Annotated in this window: 18 protein-coding genes; 13 read left to right on the forward strand and 5 right to left on the reverse strand. The window is 36.9% G+C overall.

Annotated features, from left to right (window positions below; genetic code table 11):
• The first annotated feature begins 102 nt into the window (after window positions 1-102).
• From Q1B07_RS00525 to Q1B07_RS00535, 3 genes are all read left to right on the forward strand, one after another.
• Complete coding sequence (locus Q1B07_RS00525) at window positions 103-291, forward strand: hypothetical protein (RefSeq protein WP_299086870.1); 189 nt, start codon at window positions 103-105, stop codon at window positions 289-291.
• Window positions 292-437: 146 nt separating this feature from the next.
• The gene (locus Q1B07_RS00530) at window positions 438-1,229 is read left to right on the forward strand and encodes an inositol monophosphatase family protein (protein WP_299086872.1); all 792 of its coding nucleotides are present in this window, start codon (window positions 438-440) and stop codon (window positions 1,227-1,229) included.
• Window positions 1,226-1,693, forward strand: coding sequence for a GNAT family N-acetyltransferase (locus tag Q1B07_RS00535; RefSeq protein WP_299086874.1), 468 nt, complete (start codon window positions 1,226-1,228; stop codon window positions 1,691-1,693). The genes Q1B07_RS00530 and Q1B07_RS00535 overlap by 4 nt, the downstream gene beginning before the upstream one ends.
• 109 nt (window positions 1,694-1,802) lie before the next feature.
• On the opposite strand, the gene Q1B07_RS00540 is transcribed toward Q1B07_RS00535, so the two are convergent.
• Entirely contained in the window at window positions 1,803-1,988 is a 186-nt protein-coding gene (locus Q1B07_RS00540) for a YlaF family protein (protein ID WP_299086876.1), read from the reverse strand.
• A 208-nt stretch (window positions 1,989-2,196) separates the two neighbouring features.
• On the opposite strand from Q1B07_RS00540, the gene typA reads away from it, so the two are divergent.
• Window positions 2,197-4,038, forward strand: coding sequence for a translational GTPase TypA (gene typA / locus Q1B07_RS00545; RefSeq protein ID WP_299086878.1), 1,842 nt, complete (start codon window positions 2,197-2,199; stop codon window positions 4,036-4,038).
• Window positions 4,039-4,147: 109 nt separating this feature from the next.
• Window positions 4,148-4,465, forward strand: a complete 318-nt coding sequence (locus tag Q1B07_RS00550) for a YlaH-like family protein (protein ID WP_299086880.1) — start codon at window positions 4,148-4,150, stop codon at window positions 4,463-4,465.
• A gap of 142 nt (window positions 4,466-4,607) precedes the next feature.
• Here the strand turns inward: Q1B07_RS00550 and Q1B07_RS00555 are convergent, their stop codons facing one another.
• Window positions 4,608-4,808 carry a YlaI family protein gene (locus Q1B07_RS00555; protein WP_299086882.1) on the reverse strand — a complete coding sequence of 67 codons (201 nt, stop codon included), beginning with the start codon at window positions 4,806-4,808 and terminating at the stop codon, window positions 4,608-4,610.
• A 193-nt stretch (window positions 4,809-5,001) separates the two neighbouring features.
• On the opposite strand from Q1B07_RS00555, the gene Q1B07_RS00560 reads away from it, so the two are divergent.
• Window positions 5,002-5,460 (forward strand): pyridoxamine 5'-phosphate oxidase family protein, encoded by a 459-nt coding sequence (locus tag Q1B07_RS00560; RefSeq protein ID WP_299086883.1) that lies wholly within the window; start codon window positions 5,002-5,004, stop codon window positions 5,458-5,460.
• Between the two features lie 205 nt (window positions 5,461-5,665).
• On the opposite strand, the gene Q1B07_RS00565 is transcribed toward Q1B07_RS00560, so the two are convergent.
• Window positions 5,666-6,271 carry a YhcN/YlaJ family sporulation lipoprotein gene (locus tag Q1B07_RS00565; protein WP_299086885.1) on the reverse strand — a complete coding sequence of 202 codons (606 nt, stop codon included), beginning with the start codon at window positions 6,269-6,271 and terminating at the stop codon, window positions 5,666-5,668.
• A gap of 210 nt (window positions 6,272-6,481) precedes the next feature.
• Between Q1B07_RS00565 and Q1B07_RS00570 the strand changes: the two genes are divergently transcribed.
• Complete coding sequence (locus Q1B07_RS00570) at window positions 6,482-7,810, forward strand: PhoH family protein (RefSeq protein WP_299086886.1); 1,329 nt, start codon at window positions 6,482-6,484, stop codon at window positions 7,808-7,810.
• Window positions 7,811-7,873: 63 nt separating this feature from the next.
• Here the strand turns inward: Q1B07_RS00570 and Q1B07_RS00575 are convergent, their stop codons facing one another.
• A complete protein-coding gene (locus Q1B07_RS00575; RefSeq protein WP_299086887.1) occupies window positions 7,874-8,371 on the reverse strand; it encodes a peptidyl-prolyl cis-trans isomerase in 498 nt (165 codons plus the stop codon).
• A 193-nt stretch (window positions 8,372-8,564) separates the two neighbouring features.
• Here Q1B07_RS00575 and Q1B07_RS00580 point away from each other — a divergent pair, with 193 nt between their 5' ends.
• The 3 genes from Q1B07_RS00580 to pyc all read left to right on the forward strand — a co-directional run bounded on the left by Q1B07_RS00580 (window position 8,565) and on the right by pyc (window position 13,938).
• Window positions 8,565-8,846 (forward strand): YlaN family protein, encoded by a 282-nt coding sequence (locus Q1B07_RS00580; RefSeq protein ID WP_299086889.1) that lies wholly within the window; start codon window positions 8,565-8,567, stop codon window positions 8,844-8,846.
• 333 nt (window positions 8,847-9,179) lie between these two features.
• Window positions 9,180-10,397 (forward strand): FtsW/RodA/SpoVE family cell cycle protein, encoded by a 1,218-nt coding sequence (locus tag Q1B07_RS00585; protein WP_299086891.1) that lies wholly within the window; start codon window positions 9,180-9,182, stop codon window positions 10,395-10,397.
• A gap of 94 nt (window positions 10,398-10,491) precedes the next feature.
• Window positions 10,492-13,938 (forward strand): pyruvate carboxylase, encoded by a 3,447-nt coding sequence (gene pyc / locus Q1B07_RS00590; RefSeq protein ID WP_299086893.1) that lies wholly within the window; start codon window positions 10,492-10,494, stop codon window positions 13,936-13,938.
• A 224-nt stretch (window positions 13,939-14,162) separates the two neighbouring features.
• On the opposite strand, the gene Q1B07_RS00595 is transcribed toward pyc, so the two are convergent.
• Window positions 14,163-15,074: a heme A synthase gene (locus tag Q1B07_RS00595; protein WP_299086895.1), complete on the reverse strand. Its 912-nt coding sequence runs from the start codon at window positions 15,072-15,074 to the stop codon at window positions 14,163-14,165.
• Window positions 15,075-15,346: 272 nt separating this feature from the next.
• On the opposite strand from Q1B07_RS00595, the gene Q1B07_RS00600 reads away from it, so the two are divergent.
• The 3 genes from Q1B07_RS00600 to coxB all read left to right on the forward strand — a co-directional run bounded on the left by Q1B07_RS00600 (window position 15,347) and on the right by coxB (window position 17,937).
• Window positions 15,347-15,559 carry a hypothetical protein gene (locus Q1B07_RS00600; protein ID WP_299086897.1) on the forward strand — a complete coding sequence of 71 codons (213 nt, stop codon included), beginning with the start codon at window positions 15,347-15,349 and terminating at the stop codon, window positions 15,557-15,559.
• A gap of 268 nt (window positions 15,560-15,827) precedes the next feature.
• Complete coding sequence (gene cyoE, locus Q1B07_RS00605) at window positions 15,828-16,757, forward strand: heme o synthase (RefSeq protein ID WP_299086898.1); 930 nt, start codon at window positions 15,828-15,830, stop codon at window positions 16,755-16,757.
• A 100-nt stretch (window positions 16,758-16,857) separates the two neighbouring features.
• Window positions 16,858-17,937 carry a cytochrome c oxidase subunit II gene (coxB, locus tag Q1B07_RS00610; RefSeq protein WP_299086900.1) on the forward strand — a complete coding sequence of 360 codons (1,080 nt, stop codon included), beginning with the start codon at window positions 16,858-16,860 and terminating at the stop codon, window positions 17,935-17,937.
• Window positions 17,938-17,940: the final 3 nt, after the last annotated feature.

Below are 17,940 nucleotides of genomic sequence, written 5' to 3' on the forward strand. Positions count from 1 at the left end.
ATTATATAAAAAAATCATTAAACACATTGATTGAATCTTTGAAATCATTTCATGATACCTAAATAAAATGAAAAGAGATAAAACGAAAGGGGCGGTAGAAAGATGAAACAAATTGTGAAAACCAGTGGTCAGAAAATCATTAACAATCGTATTGGGGTGTTAAGGCTTGAATTAGATTATGAGTTAGCCACCCTTTATGAAGCCATGCAAAATGAAGATACAAAGAAGAAAATAGAATGTAAACAAAGGCTTGAAAAGTTGCGAAAAGAGTGGATGAAGCTCCAAGCATAGCAGGAGATTCTAAGATCTGCAAACGAACCTCGTTAGGGTTCGTTTTTATCTGCTCGGGCGATAATTGATCAAACTTGCTTTCCTTTAAATCAATACAGTATCCTTATCATAGTGAATGATTTAATACATAGAAATGAGGTTGCTTTATGACGAATTGGAAGGACATTGATCAAAAGGCAAAAAAATGGGTTCAAGAAGCGGGAGAAAAAATACGTCAATCCTTTGAGTCCACACTTTCCATCCAATACAAATCAAACCCCAATGATTTAGTAACAAATATGGACAAGGAAATTGAACAATATTTAATTGGGAAAATTCAAGACACATACCCGGATCACCGAATATTAGGCGAGGAAGGGTATGGTGATGAGGTAACTTCTCTTGATGGGGTTGTATGGATTATTGACCCAATAGACGGTACGATGAATTTTGTTCATCAGCAGCGGAATTTTGCTATATCTGTTGGTATATACGGTGACGGTGTAGGATATATCGGCTTAATTTATGATGTGGTACATAATGAACTTTATCATGCTTTTAAAGGTGAAGGAGCTTATATGAATGACCTGCCTTTGCCTAAATTGGATGAGGTCAAGCTAGAAGAATCCGTAATAAGTGTAAATTCAACATGGTTGATTGAGAATCCACGAATTGATTATAACCGCTTAACCCCGATCGTAAAAAAAGCTCGCGGTACCCGTTCATATGGTTCTGCCGCTTTAGAATGTGCATATGTAGCTTCAGGCCGTTTGGATGCATATATGACAATGAGGCTTGCTCCTTGGGATTTTGCAGCAGGCATCATCCTGATTGAAGAAGTTGGCGGCACTACGTCAACGATGAACGGGGAAAAACTTGATTTGTTATCGAAAAATTCTTTCTTCGTTGGTGAAAAAAACCTTCATCAGCATATTTTAAAGGAGTATCTCCATAATTGAAGGAACTTTCATCGCGAACATTGGAAGTAGAAGATGTTGAGTTTCTTAAAGAAATCATAACTGCCAGTCCAGAATGGCAGCAGGAAGAATGTAAAGCTGAAGAATTGGATTTTTATTTAAATTCCTATAAGATGTATAATGGTGATTGGAAAATATGGAATTTAGGTGAAATGCAGGTAGGAGTTTCCTATGTCTTGGAATGGTCTCCTGCTAACGAAAAACCTTGGATCGGCACGATTTTAATACATCAAGCTTCACGCTCACAAGGATTGGGTAGAAGGATTTTAACGGAGATAGGGCTTGAACTAAAGCATAAAGGTCATAAAGTTTTATTTGCTGCATGTCCAATTAAGCAAGATTCATGGCTTCAATTTCTTGGAAAATGTGAATTTGAGCAGTTTAAAGTAGAAAAAGATGAAACCACGTCTAAAGAGTATATGATCACTTTAAAGCCTTTATCATAAGCTGCAAAAAAATAGAATATGTCCAGTTATTCCAGAAGGGAAAGGTGAAAAAGCACTTTCCCTTCTGGAATATTTGTCTAATGCCGTAAAAGGTGGTTTTTGGTTATCGTTATAAAATACCTTTTTCCCTCATTCTTTTTTTCAAAATAAAGCCAGTTGCCATTACAGCATTTAAACCAACTATTGCAAGCAGGATTCCAAGAATACTACGTTCCCCAATAGCAATTCCGATGCTTATCATACAAGCCGCCGCTAAAAAAGCAAATACTAGAAAAATCCACTTTCCAAGTCTCATTTATTCTGACATCTCCCAACATGCAAAAAAAATTATTTTCCTACTTCCTTTAGTTTACTTAAAATCATTCCGCTTTTCTAGATTGTTTATGGTATAATATCGAAGGTGATTTTCAAATTAATTAGGATGTTCAATCAGAATACTACAAGAATTTATGGCAAATCCTTTAGTATAGCCTATTTGAATATACATTTTAGGAGATGAAATTGTGAAACTTCGTAACGATATCCGTAACATAGCTATAATTGCTCACGTAGACCATGGTAAAACAACCCTGGTTGACCAGCTCTTACATCAATCAGGAACGTTCCGTACTAACGAACAAGTGGCTGAACGTGCAATGGATTCCAATGATTTAGAGCGTGAACGCGGGATTACAATCTTAGCTAAAAATACAGCAATCAATTATAAAGACACTCGAATTAATATTATGGATACGCCTGGTCACGCAGACTTCGGCGGAGAAGTAGAACGTATTATGAAAATGGTTGACGGCGTTTTACTTGTCGTGGATGCATATGAAGGCTGTATGCCGCAAACTCGATTTGTGTTAAAGAAGGCATTGGAGCAAAATTTAACACCAATCGTAGTTGTTAACAAAATTGACCGAGACTTTGCACGTCCTTCTGAAGTCGTTGATGAGGTATTAGATTTATTTATTGAGCTTGATGCAAATGAAGATCAGCTTGAATTCCCAGTTGTGTTTGCAAGTGCAATTAATGGAACTGCAAGCACGAGTCCTGACCCGGCTGATCAAGAAGAAAATATGGCAGCTCTATTTGATGCCATTGTTGAACATATTCCGGCTCCGGTTGATAACCGGGAAGAGCCGCTGCAATTCCAGGTAGCCCTGCTTGATTATAATGATTATGTTGGCCGTATTGGAATTGGCCGAGTATTTCGTGGAACAATGAAGGTTGGACAACAAGTTGCGCTAATGAAGGTGGACGGATCCGTTAAAAACTTCCGTGTATCAAAAATCTTTGGTTTTCAAGGCTTAAAGCGGGTAGAAATTCAAGAGGCTGTTGCAGGTGATCTTGTAGCTGTTTCTGGAATGGAAGATATTAACGTTGGTGAAACAGTATGTCCTGTGGAACATCAGGAAGCTCTGCCAATTCTTCGGATTGATGAGCCAACTTTACAAATGACATTTGCTGTAAATAATAGCCCATTTGCCGGAAGAGAAGGAAAATTTGTTACTGCTCGTAAAATTGAGGAGCGCTTATTAGCTCAATTACAAACAGATGTAAGCTTGCGAGTGGATCCTACTGATTCTCCGGATGCATGGGTTGTGTCAGGCCGCGGAGAACTGCATCTTTCCATCTTAATCGAAAACATGCGACGTGAAGGCTATGAATTACAGGTTTCAAAACCAGAGGTTATTGTAAAAGAAATAGATGGTGTAAGATGTGAGCCGGTTGAACGAGTACAGATCGATGTCCCAGAGGAACATACTGGATCTGTTATGGAATCAATTGGCGCACGTAAAGGTGAAATGCTGGATATGATCAATAATGGTAATGGTCAAGTACGATTGATCTTTAATGTACCTGCTCGTGGCTTAATTGGATACTCAACAGAGTTTATGTCATTAACTCGCGGTTTCGGTATAATCAATCATACATTTGATAGTTATCAACCAATGCAGCCTGGTAAGGTTGGAGGCCGCCGTCAAGGTGTCCTTGTCTCAATGGAAAATGGAAAATCTACAACCTACGGTATACAAGGTGTTGAAGATCGTGGAGTCATTTTCGTTGAAGCAGGTGTAGATGTATATGAAGGTATGATTGTTGGTGAACACACTCGAGAAAATGATCTGGTTGTCAATATTTGCAAAATGAAACAACAAACCAATATCCGCTCTGCAACAAAGGATCAAACAAGCACCATGAAAAAACCGCGCATTATGTCATTAGAAGAAGCTCTTGAATATTTGAATGATGATGAGTATTGTGAATTAACTCCGGAATCAATCAGACTTAGAAAGAAAATTTTGGACAAAAATGAACGGGAAAAAGCAGCGAAAAAGAAAAAATTAGCTGGGATCTAAAAAATAGAAACACCATTATCGTTTTAATGCATTAGAAAGAAAATAAAGCAGGCTGATTCAATATGATTCAGCCTCTTTCTATCATTATTTGTATAAGGAGGAGGAAAAAATGGATATCACCGAAAGGTTGTCGTTTTTTCCAAGCTTATATAACGTTATTGAGCATCCAAAATTAGGAATGTGGATGCTGTATCTCACCATACTCGCATTATCTATCGTTGTTTATAAGCTCGGATTTGCGAAAAAACTACCTATCATAAAATCAGCGATTATATATCTCTTTTTAGCATTTGGATGTACCGTATTAACGTTCTTAGGAATATTTTTGCCGGTTGCGGAAGGGTTAGTAGTTGCTGCTCTTATATTAATCATTTATAAAATTAGGCTCCATCAATCCAAGAAACAAGAAGCTGAAAACATGAAATAAGGCTGTCTTAAAAAGGCTGACCTCTTCACTCAATATATAGAATTTCAAAATTTCGATATATTGTGTTTAAGGGAACAGACGCTTTTTAGACAGCCTTTTCATTTATCATAATCTTAACAGAAGGTGAATTTTTCAGAATGGTTTACCAGGAATCTTCAGACTTTTTGTCCTGATATAAGCGAAACTTCCCAGTTGCTATACGGGCATTTGTTTTTTCTCCGATTCGCTCATTGCATGGTTTGCACATGTATGTATGAATAGGGCGGTTTCTTAGACGCTTTGCCATTAACGTTTCATCATCAATCATTTCAACTTTATCACAAATAACACATTTTACTCTCATCATGCACCTCTAACAAAAAATATAGCAGGATAAAATCCGCTAATTATTAGTATATCACGTATTCATCAAAAAACCTTATTTCTACTTCATGCATATGTTGAAAAATGATTATAGCGAAAAAGCCTGTTAATAGTTGGATCAATTTTGAAAAAAAGGTATGATATGAGTATAAACGAAGAAAGGGAGGCTTGAGATGGCAAATAAGGTTGAAACAGCACTAATTGATCCTTTGTATGATTGTTTACAGAAAGAACGATTTGTAACAATAGCAACGATTGATCATGAAACAGGTTCTCCAAATGTCAGCGCGATCTCCTGGGTTTTTGCTCCGGATAGAGATCGAGTGTTTTTCGCTATCGATCAACGTTCAAGAATTGTTGAAAATATTAAAAAACATCCTGCCATTGTTTTGAGTCTAATTGCAAATGAATCGATCTATTCCATAAACGGAAATGCACATTTAAAAGAGGAGAGACTTGACCATGTACCACTCAAGCTAGCATTAATTGAACTAACGATTTCTGAGGTTCGAGATGCTATGTTTTATGGATCTAAAATAGCAACAGAACCGCAATATGAAAAAACATATGATGAAAAAGCTGCCGCTAAGCTAGATAAACAAGTATTAGATGCAATGAAAAGCAAAGCATAAAAAAGATGGACTGCCCAGAATACTGATGAACACCCTAAGAATAAGCACAGTTAACACCGATATTTGATTCTTTTCTTAGCTATTCACATCATATTGGTCAGTCCACTTTCATTCATTTGGCTAATTTAAGATTTGCTGCAGATCCCAGACACCCTGAAACCGAAAGTATGCTGTGAAAAGAAACAAAAAATATTAATGATTAATGTTATTTTTTCAAATGATTATTAGACTGTTTTTCTTGGTTCTTTTCTAACATTTCTTCTTCATTTTGATTTAATTGATCATTATTTTGATTTGTTGGTTGTTTTTGTTGATTATCAAGGATTTCAGTTGGAACCTCAGGAACGACACGTCCAACAATTGCTGCTAATTCATCCAGGATACCAGCGATTGGGCGTCCTTCCTGAATTTCACGTCCCATTTCTCGAAGTCTTGCATTAGTGTCAGCATCTGCAATAACAATTGCATTGGCACCATATGGGTCATGCATTAAGCTTTCTGCAACAGTGTATTTAATTGATTCAACTTTATTGCGATCAAGATTTGAATTTACGTCAATCCCAACGACAGCAAAATTGCCTAAAACAACAGCGGTTGCATCATTTACCTGTGGTACTTTGCTGGCAAGTTCAACCAAATGATTTGAAATTTGTTGCCCGGTTTTTCGGTCTACCGTTTCGTCAACACTGTTTTTCACATGAATCGGTGTACCTTTATTGCTTTCATTATCGGTTTCAGGTGCACCTTGATTAACTGCACATCCAGTAAGTACAAAACCTGTTATCAAGAAAACAGCAAATAAATATCGCATAAAATCACTCCTTAAAAGTTAGGATCACATATATGAAGGTCCATGAAATGTAGGTTTTTTCTTTGCTTTTTAATTTTATTGTCTAATAAACCTTCTATCTTTATTCATTCTTTCATATATTTTAGCAACGCTTCATTCACAGCTTGACTTTTTTCACTACCTATTTGTTTCACTCCATTAAAAAATTGCAACGGAGTAGGAGGCGGAGGTTTGAGGAAGATTTATGTACTAGACACAAATGTATTGTTGCAAGATCCGAATTCCATTTTTTCTTTTGAAGAAAATGAAGTAGTCATTCCGGCAGTTGTTTTAGAGGAAGTGGATTCAAAAAAACGCTATATGGACGAAATAGGCCGTAATGCAAGACAAGTATCAAAACTTATTGATCAATTAAGAGAATCTGGGAAATTGCATGAAAAAATTCCTTTGCCAAATGGAGGGTCATTAAGAATTGAATTGAATCATCGATCATTCCATCAGCTTCAAGAAATCTTTGTTGAAAAAACAAATGATAATCGCATTTTAGCTGTTGCAAAAAATTTATCATTAGAGGAGCAAACAAAGGAAAATGGCCGAGCTGTTATTTTAGTTAGCAAGGATACATTAGTTCGTGTTAAAGCAGATGCAATCGGGTTAATCGCAGAAGATTTTCTTAGTGATCGAGTAGTTGAAATTGATCATATATATACGGGGTTCCTTGATTTGTATATAAGTGGTGAAAATCTTAATCGTTTTTACGAAAAAAATGAACTTGTTCTTTCTGAATTAACGAATCATCCTTTTTATCCAAATCAATTTGTTGTAATGAAGGACGCTTTAGGCGGTTCCTCATCAGCAATTGGCAAAGTCGATCAATCTGGAAAAAAAATCCAGCGTCTTGTTTTTGACCATGATCACATTTGGGGAATCCGTCCTAGAAATGTGCAGCAAACGATGGCATTGGAGCTTCTCCTTCGAACCGATATTCCATTGGTTACGTTAATCGGTAAGGCAGGTACGGGGAAAACATTGCTTGCCCTTGCAGCGGGACTGATGCAAACGGAAGATTTAGGTATTTATAAAAAATTATTAGTTGCCAGGCCAATTGTACCTGTTGGAAAAGATTTAGGGTTTTTACCAGGTGAAAAAGAGGAGAAGTTAAGGCCATGGATGCAGCCGATCTATGATAATTTAGAATACTTATTTAATACGAAAAAACCGGGAGAACTTGATGCGATTTTAGCTGGAATGGGTTCGATTGAAGTGGAAGCACTAACCTATATTAGAGGCAGAAGCATTCCCGAGCAAATTATTCTGATTGATGAAGCACAAAATTTAACGAAACACGAGGTTAAAACAATTTTAACTCGTGTAGGAGAAAGAAGTAAAATTGTGTTAATGGGAGACCCGGAACAAATTGACCATCCATATTTAGATGAATATAATAATGGTCTTACGTATGTCGTTGAAAAATTTAAGGATCAGCCAATCGCAGGTCATGTCAGACTTGTTAAAGGAGAGCGCTCCGGTTTGGCGCAACTAGCAGCCGATCTTCTATAATCCTGTAAGGATTGTTCATGTAATGGCAAAAGGGCGGTTTATCCGCCCTTATGAATGTAATCATCAAATAACATTAATTTCCTTTACATGCTTGATTGGCTCGGAAGCATTTGATCCATCGCCGAAATAAACATGAATTGGTCCATCTTCTTTTAATGGCTTACCTTTTATACTAAATCCTAATATAATGTCAAATGCTTCCTCAATCGGTACCGATAAAGGTCCGCTATCTGTCATAAATTGTACGCTTGATGCTCCAGCCTGGATTCCTGCATTTTCTAGAAATGGCTTTAAAGGAATCCCGAAAGTTCCATTTAACACTTTTTGTTTTTCATATTTTTGTTCGGATTTTAAGGTAGGAGGGTAGATGGCCCCTTCACGTATTTCTCTTTCCCAATGCTTTGATACAGACTTTGTATACTCTTCAAGTTCATCTTTTATTTCTTGCTCTTGAATAAAATAGGTGGTTAAATCAACCTTTCTGTCATCGAAAATCCATACTCCTGGATCCAGTGTGATCTGATAGTCCACCTTGCCTTTAATCATAACGATTGTTTCCATTATATACACCCCTTACCACGCAAGTATAAGCTTTAATAATTAATTTGTCACTTGTTATGACAATGAAATTTCAAAGTTCATCTAGATTGATGCAATTTTAGAAGATTAAATGGTTTGTCCTTGCTTTTTAAACGATTTGGATTTAATATTAATACATAGAATAGGGTAATCGCTCGGAAACGGAGGGATTAAATTGGCGTCTGAGATTGCTGTTGATCATCGAGAAAAGGCACTTGCGGTTTTAAAGGCAGATGCTGATAAGATCATGAAATTGATTAAGGTCCAAATGGATAATTTAACGATGCCTCAATGTCCTCTTTATGAAGAGGTTTTAGATACTCAAATGTTTGGCTTATCTAGGGAAATAGACTTCGCTGTAAGGCTGGGATTAATTGAGGAACGTGAAGGAAAAGAGCTGCTCGATTCACTGGAGCGAGAGTTGTCTGCATTACATGATGCATTTACAGCCAAATAAAGATTCAAAACTCAAACTAACATCAAGTAAGTTTGAGTTTTTTTATTTTACGTGAAATCATTGTTTAAAAAAGTACTTTTAAACGGTGAAAGATTAAGTAGGTTACAGTGCCATCAGATTAAAAGCACTAATTGTTGAATTTAACAAGCGAGTTTCACAACGCCTTTTAAATAAAGCGAGTAGAAAAGAAATATGGATGAAATATATTTGTAATGTTAATTATTCCTGATAAATGTTATGTTTTTAAAGGAATTTCATTTTTACAAAGCGAAGATATAGTAAAATAAAAACAACATAGAATAAACCCCATGATTAGATAAGGAAGAGATAATGATGATTAAAAAAATTCTAAAATCCTATGATTATTCATTAATATTAGCAATTATATTATTGTGTGCTTTTGGACTTGTTATGGTCTATAGTTCAAGCATGATAACAGCTGTTGCTCGTTACGGATTTGAGCCGGATCATTTTTATCAACGACAAAAACTGGCTCTGCTTGCTGGTGGATTGGCATTTATTGCCATGATGATTTTTCCATATAGAGCATTCTTAAACAGCAATATTTTAAAGCTTATTGTCTTTGGATCAATTGGCTTATTGGGATCTTTATTTTTTATCGGTCATGTTGCAGGTGGTGCACAAAGCTGGATAAGACTTGGGGGAATGAATCTTCAACCAGGTGAATTTGTCAAGCTTAGTGTCATTATTTATTTAGCAGCAGTTTATGATAAAAAACAATCATACATAGATGAGTTTGGCAGAGGGGTTTTGCCTCCGCTTATATTTACAGGGGTCATTTGCTTTTTTGTTTTAATACAGCCTGATTTTGGTACAACGTTTATTATAGCAATGATTGCTGTATGCATGATCATTTCTTCTGGGATGGCCGTTAAGAGTATAGGTAAACTTATTTCTCTTGTTTTATTATTCGGTGTGCTAATGTCTCCTTACATCATTTGGAAAGGTATTTTTAGTAAGGAGCAACTAAGTCGTTTTGTTGGAGTAGCTGATCCATTTGCCCATGAAGGTGGAGCAGGGTATCAATTGGTTAATTCCTTCTATGCTATTGGTTCAGGTGGACTTACAGGATTAGGATTGGGGCAAAGTGTACAAAAGTACGGATATTTGCCAGAATCACATACAGATTTTATTATGGCAGTCATTGCTGAGGAGCTAGGAATATTTGGTGTATTATTCGTATTGATTCTTCTTTCTTTTATTGTATTGAAAGGTTTTTCAATTGCTAGGAAATGTCAAGATCCTTTCGGTACATTGCTTGCAGTTGGTATTTCTAGTATGATCGCGATTCAAGCGCTGATTAATTTAGGGGGGCTTACAGGGTTAATTCCTATTACCGGTGTTCCACTGCCGTTTATCAGTTATGGCGGTTCTTCGATCCTTCTATTACTTATTTCAATGGGATTGTTAGTCAATGTTTCAATGTTTACTAATTATCGTGAGACTTATCAAAAACCAGTTCCGCAAACAACCCAACCTGCTGCCGTGGTCAAGCCAATCCAACAAAAACGCAATTCTTCTATACGTTAAAGCAAAAAAATATTATGTTGCATTTTTGGTTAATGTGTTATACTATTTTTTTAAAAAATGATGATGTTTTTGCATTGTCTTTAGGGGGATTAAAATGGCACTTAGAAAGATTCAAAAACTATTAGTAGCAAACAGAGGAGAAATTGCCATTCGCGTTTTTCGTGCCTGTACGGAATTAAATATTCGTACAGTTGCAATTTATTCCAAAGAAGATTCAGGCTCCTACCATCGCTATAAGGCTGATGAAGCTTATCTGGTAGGAGAAGGAAAAAAGCCGATTGATGCTTATTTAGATATTGAGGGCATCATTGAAATTGCAAAAAAGAATCACGTAGATGCGATTCATCCAGGGTATGGCTTCCTATCAGAAAATATCCATTTTTCAAGACGGTGTGAAGAGGAAGGAATTATTTTTGTCGGTCCTGAATCCAAGCATTTGGATATGTTTGGTGATAAAGTAAAGGCACGTACACAGGCTGAATTAGCTGGTATTCCAGTTATTCCTGGCAGTGACGGTCCTGTTTCGAGCCTGGAGGAAGTCATTCAATTTGGAGAAACTTATGGGTATCCTTTTATTATTAAAGCCGCTCTTGGCGGGGGCGGAAGAGGCATGAGAATCGTCCGCAGTGAAGCAGGTTTAAAGGAATCCTATGAACGTGCAAAATCCGAAGCGAAGGCTGCTTTTGGAAATGACGAAGTTTATGTCGAGAAATTTATTGAAAATCCAAAGCATATTGAAGTTCAAATTTTTGGGGATAATGAAGGAACGATTGTTCACCTCTATGAAAGAGATTGCTCTGTTCAAAGACGACATCAGAAGGTAGTAGAGGTTGCCCCAAGCGTATCGCTTGGAGAAGACTTAAGAATGGAAATTTGTGAAGCAGCAGTAAAATTAATGAGAAATGTTCAGTACTTAAATGCCGGAACCGTAGAATTTTTAGTATCTGGGAATGAGTTTTATTTCATTGAAGTAAATCCGCGTGTTCAAGTTGAGCATACTATTACAGAAATGATTACTGGCATTGACATTGTCCAAACACAAATAATGGTGGCACAAGGTTTTTCTCTTTCCAGCAAAGAGGTAGGAATTACTTCCCAAGAACAAATAAAAATCAATGGCTATGCGATTCAATCACGTGTAACAACTGAGGATCCACTAAATAATTTTATGCCTGATACCGGAAAGATTATGGCCTATCGTTCAGGCGGAGGCTTTGGTGTTCGATTAGACGCAGGAAACGGATTCCAAGGGGCCGTTATCACACCGCACTATGATTCATTACTAGTAAAGCTTTCTACACATGCGCTAACATTTGAACAAGCTGCAGCCAAAATGGTCAGAAATTTAAGGGAATTTCGAATTCGTGGAATTAAAACGAATATCCCGTTTTTAGAAAATGTCGTAAAGCATGAAGATTTTTTATCTGGTCAATATAATACATCGTTTATTGATTCCACACCGGAGTTATTTGTGTTTCCGAAACGTAAGGACCGTGGAACGAAAATGCTTACGTATATAGGAAATGTTACAGTGAATGGATTTCCCGGAATCGGTGAGAAGAAGAAACCGGTATTTGATAAGCCTATCATTCCGAAGGTAAAATACTCCGAGACGTTTCCAAATGGGACAAAGCAAATTTTAACTGAGCATGGTGCTGATGGTCTTGTTAATTGGATTAAGGATCAAAAACAAGTCCTTTTAACCGACACAACATTTAGGGATGGTCATCAATCGTTATTAGCTACAAGAGTGCGTACGGCAGATTTAAAGCATATTGCCGAGCCGACTGCACGATTAATGCCTGATCTTTTTTCTTTAGAAATGTGGGGTGGTGCAACCTTTGATGTTGCCTATCGCTTCCTAAAAGAAGATCCATGGGAACGTCTTTTAACCATTCGTGAAAAGGTGCCGAATGTATTATTACAAATGCTATTGCGTGCATCAAATGCGGTAGGATATAAAAATTACCCTGATAATGTGATAAAAGAGTTTGTTGAAAAATCTGCATATGCAGGTATTGATGTATTCCGGATTTTTGACAGCCTAAACTGGGTAAAAGGTATGACATTAGCCATTGATGCAGTTCGTGAAACTGGGAAAATTGCTGAAGCGGCAATCTGTTACACCGGAGATATTCTTGATCCAGCCAGACAAAAATATGATCTTAATTATTACAAGGATTTAGCAATGGAGCTTGAAAAATCAGGAGCCCACATCCTAGCGATTAAAGATATGGCGGGACTGCTGAAACCGCAAGCTGCCTATAACTTAATTTCAACACTTAAAGAGTCTGTTAATATACCTATTCATCTTCATACACATGATACAAGCGGAAATGGGATAATTACTTATGCAAGAGCAATTGAAGCTGGTGTTGACATCGTGGATGTCGCGGTTAGCTCAATGGCCGGACTAACTTCTCAGCCTAGTGCGAATTCGCTTTATTATGCATTAGAAGGAGTAGGACGCCAGCCAAAAGTTGATATCAATTCACTTGAGAAGCTTTCCCAATATTGGGAAGGTGTTAGAAAATATTATGCTGCTTTTGAAAGCGGTATGAACTCGCCACATACTGAAATCTATATGCATGAAATGCCGGGAGGACAATATAGTAACCTTCAACAACAGGCAAAAGCTGTAGGGCTAGGGGAAAAATGGAATGAAGTAAAAGAAATGTACAGACGGGTAAATGATCTTTTTGGGGACATTGTGAAGGTAACGCCGTCTTCAAAAGTAGTAGGAGATATGGCTTTATTTATGGTGCAAAATAACCTCACAGAAGATGATATCTTTGAAAAAGGGGAAAGTATCGATTTTCCAGACTCTGTTATTGAATTATTTGAAGGTTATTTAGGACAGCCGCATGGCGGATTCCCGAAAGAGTTACAGCGGATTATTTTAAAAGGTCGTAAGCCATTAACTGAGCGTCCTGGAGAACGGTTGGAGCCAGTGAATTTCCAAGCTATGAAGGAGGAGCTCTTCCATAGTCTAGGAAGACCGGTAACAAGCTTTGAAGCAATTGCGAATGCTCTTTATCCGAAAGTGTTCTCTGAATATATCAAAACTTTTGAAGCGTATGGAGATATTTCCGTATTGGATACACCAACCTTTTTATATGGTATGAGATTAGGAGAAGAAATAGAGGTTGAGATTGAGCAAGGGAAAACCCTTATTGTTAAGCTTGTTTCAATTGGTGAACCGCAAGCTGACGGAACAAGAATTATTTATTTTGAATTAAATGGACAGCCGCGTGAAGTCGTTATTAAGGATGAAAGTATTAAATCGACTGTTGTATCAAAGGTAAAAGCGGAAGTAGGAAATGAGGAGCAGATTGGTGCCACAATGCCTGGAACTGTTATAAAAGTCCTTGTTGAAAAAGGAGAAAAGGTTAATAAAGGTGACCATCTAATTATTACGGAAGCTATGAAAATGGAAACTACTGTCCAAGCACCGTTCGCAGGGACTGTAAATGCGATTCATGTCTCAAATGGTGAAGGTATACAAACGGGTGATTTATTAATTGAAATTATAAAAGGATAAAAAGGCTGTCTCAAAAGGGTCATCTCCCACCAAACACTAAATATGTGGAACTATTTGAAATTCCAGTTCCTATATAAGTGTTAGAGAGATGACCCTTTAGTTTTGAGACAACCCTTTTTGAAATTGTAAGTATAACTTTTTCTACTTAATTTTTGTGTCTAGCTCCTGGTGAATGCTTAGTTTTTTGCGTTTTTCTTAATATGCCATGAATGAATCAGAACCGCTTACTCTCCAGCATTTATTTTGCTTCTGCTTACTAGCAGAAGGAAGTAACTCAAAAGCCCGAATAAACATGAAATGATTAAGGCGTGGGCTAATGAAATGTAAAGGTTTAAGCCCGTTACAACTATAAGAGCACCTGTAGTAACCTGCAGAGATATAAGAATAAAAGCAATGACCCAACCCCAATAAATAATTTTTTGATGTTTATGGTGTTTAATAGCCTGCCAAGTCGCATATGCGATCCAAACAAAAATTAATCCTGCAGCGAAACGATGCCCCATTTGAATCCATTCATGTAATGTTGCCGGCAACCCGCCAGTCCGGTTGCTGCATAAGGGCCATTTTGGACAAGCAAGACTTGCTTCTTTATGCCGAACATAAGCCCCTGTATAAACAACCAAATAAGAGTAGACAATAATACCGATCATATGAAACTTCATTTGCTTATCAATAATCAGTTTCTTTGCATCAAACTTTTTATCTACCTCAAAGATTAACAATGTTAAAAGTAGTACAGACGCAAAGGATATAAGTGATATACCGAAATGAAGAGCAAGAACTGCATCTGATTGACCCCACTTAACAGCAGCAGCACCAATTAATGCTTGTAAAACTAAGAAAAAAATCGATAGTAAACTTAAGAATTTTGTCTCTCTAATATGACCAATTTTTTTCCATGACCATATAGAAAGGATTAAAACTGTGATTCCTGCAAGTCCACTAACTAACCGATGACTTAATTCTACGACTAGCTCAAAGGTAATTTCACTTGGTACCAACTCGCCATGACATAATGGCCAAGAAGTTCCACATCCTGCACCTGACTCGGTTTTCGTCACTAAGGCTCCACCAATTAGAACAAACAGCATAATAACTGTCGTCAATACGGCAAACCATTTAAGAGCACGTTGCAAAATGTTCACCTACTTATATAGTTAAATGATAAAAAATATTTTGGTAAATACTCATCGATAGTACACAATGTAATAGAAAAAGACAATAAATTAGCTGAAAAGTTCACAAAACTATAAGATATAAGCAAAAGCGGGAGCTCATTGTCAAGCCTTTACAAGCTTAAAACGATCCGGAATAAAGGACGCTTTTTGTCTTCAATTCCGTAAAACTTTTCTACTATAAAATTTATAACAACATTTATAGTGTTTTATACAAAAAAGGTTGAATATTCATGCGGAGTTTGCTAGAAATAAAAGGGGATAAATTTGAAGTATTGTCATTTTTTGAAATAGCACTGTTTAATTTGCCTGTTGATTTAACGTCTCAGCTGTTTCGGTTCCTCAACTACAATCAACTTAATGAATTAAGCTTTAATGTGAAATGGCAAAAGAAAAGCGGAATTCGTTATTTATCAAGAAATGCTTGTCGATCTATGATAAAATAAGAGGGCTTGTTTTTAAGTGGAAATCTATAGGTTTTTTTCAAAAAATGTCCTTTCACAATTTCGACAAAATTACTTCATGAATTGTTCACAATTTCTTGTGGAATTATGATTTAATAACAAGTAGACCGTTTTTAATTTGTCGATTTTTTAGTATCATAGGATATAGAAAATTACTAGGTTGGAACCGCCTTCATCATGAGTGAAATTGAATGGGCATACATGAATGAAGAGAATTAGCATAATGATAAGAAAGTTAGGAGGTACAGAGTTGGCAAATACGAAAGTTTTGGACGATGCTGCTGTCAAGCATCATTCAAACGATGTGCATGAAACAACGCTTTGGCAGGATTTCCTTTCTTTAATAAAAGTAGGTATTGTCAATTCTAACGCAATCACAACATTTACCGGTATATGGCTAGCACTCTATTTTAGTGGAAAAGGGTTTCTAGCTAATATAGATATTGTCTTGTTTACATTAATTGGTTCATCATTAGTCATAGCAGGATCTTGTGCCATTAATAACTATTATGATCGTGATATTGACCATTTGATGGAACGAACAAAGGAGAGGCCGACTGTTACCGGAAAAGTAAATCCGCTTCAAGCATTGTGGATTGGAATTTTTCTATTAACAATCGGGTTTGTCTTTATGTTAATGACAACATTCACTGCAACAATCATCTCATTAATTGGAGTTGTTACATATATTTTCCTTTATACGATGTGGTCTAAAAGGCTGTATACAATAAACACTGTAATAGGAAGTATTTCCGGTGCCGTTCCGCCGTTAATTGGGTGGGCAGCAGTTGATGCTAATCTAAGCGTAATGGCATGGGTGCTGTTTTTAATCATGTTTATCTGGCAGCCGCCGCACTTTTTAGCACTGGCTATGCGCAGAACAGAGGAATACCGAGCTGCCAATATTCCAATGCTCCCAGTTGTCCATGGCTTTGATGTAACAAAACGTCAAATCATGGTATGGATTGCTTGCTTACTTCCGCTGCCATTTTATCTTTACGAATTGGGTATCGGGTTTTTAATCTTGGCAACAGTGTTAAATATTGGGTGGATTGCTATAGGAATGAAAGGCTTTGGAAATAAGGAAACTGAGATGAAATGGGCAACCAAGATGTTTGTTTATTCCATCAATTACTTAACAATTATGTTTGTATCAATGGTGCTCTTTACCATTGTTTAATTGCGAAATTCTTTCTTTAAAGAATTTATTTATAAAAAGAGTTCCTGAATGAAATACTGATAGGACTTTAAAAATTTTGAAAGAGGGGTTTGATTTAGCTATGAAAAAATGGCTGACAAAATGGCGTCTGTTTTCATTATTTGCTATTATGACGCTAGTTTTAGCCGGCTGTGGTGAACCGTTTCTTTCCACGCTAGAGCCTGCTGGTGAGGTAGCGGATATGCAGTACGACCTGATGGTGCTGAGCACGCTTATCATGGTAGTGGTCATTGCAGTCGTAACAGTAATCTTCATTTTTGTTGTTGTGAAATTTCGCAGAAAAAAAGGTGAAGAGAATAAAATTCCTGTTCAAGTTGAAGGGAATCATAAGCTAGAAATCATTTGGACTGTTATTCCTATTCTTTTACTTCTTGTCTTATCAATTCCTGTTGTTACTGCAACTTTTAAACTTGCAGAAGTTGATGCGATTGATGATGAGAATCGTAAACCAGAGGATGCGATCGTCGTAAACGTACGAGCTAATCTATACTGGTGGGAATTTGAATATCCAGACTATGGAGTTGTTACAAGTCAAGACTTAGTTGTTCCAACTGATGAGAAGGTTTACTTTAACTTGATTTCTTCTGATGTTAAGCATTCATTCTGGATTCCATCAATTGGTGGTAAGATGGATACAAACACAGAAAACGTAAACAAAATGTGGTTAACGTTTGATTCAGACAGAGCAGATCAAGCAGGAGAATATTTCTATGGAAAATGTGCAGAGCTTTGCGGACCATCACATGGTTTAATGGACTTTAAAGTGAAAGCATTGTCCAGAGACGATTTTGACCAATGGATCTCTGACATGAAAGGTGCCAAAGCAGTAGCTGCAACTGATTTAGCTAAACAAGGTGAGCAATTATTTGAAGAAAAAGGTTGTATTGCATGTCACGCAGTATCTCCAGCTGATGAGCGTCCGGCTGCAGCAAGAACTGCACCTAACTTAGGTTCATTCGGTGAACGTGCGAGAGTTGCTGGTATCCTGCCGCATAACGAAGAAAACGTTCGTAATTGGTTAAAGGATCCAGAAAGCTATAAGCCTGGTAACAAAATGACTGGAACATACCCAGAATTATCTGATCAAGAGCTAGATGCTCTAACTGAATACTTAATGGGACTTAAAGTCTCAAGCAATTAATTT

The organism is uncultured Metabacillus sp., assembly GCF_947503125.1.
Classification (GTDB): Bacteria; Bacillota; Bacilli; order Bacillales; family Bacillaceae; genus Metabacillus.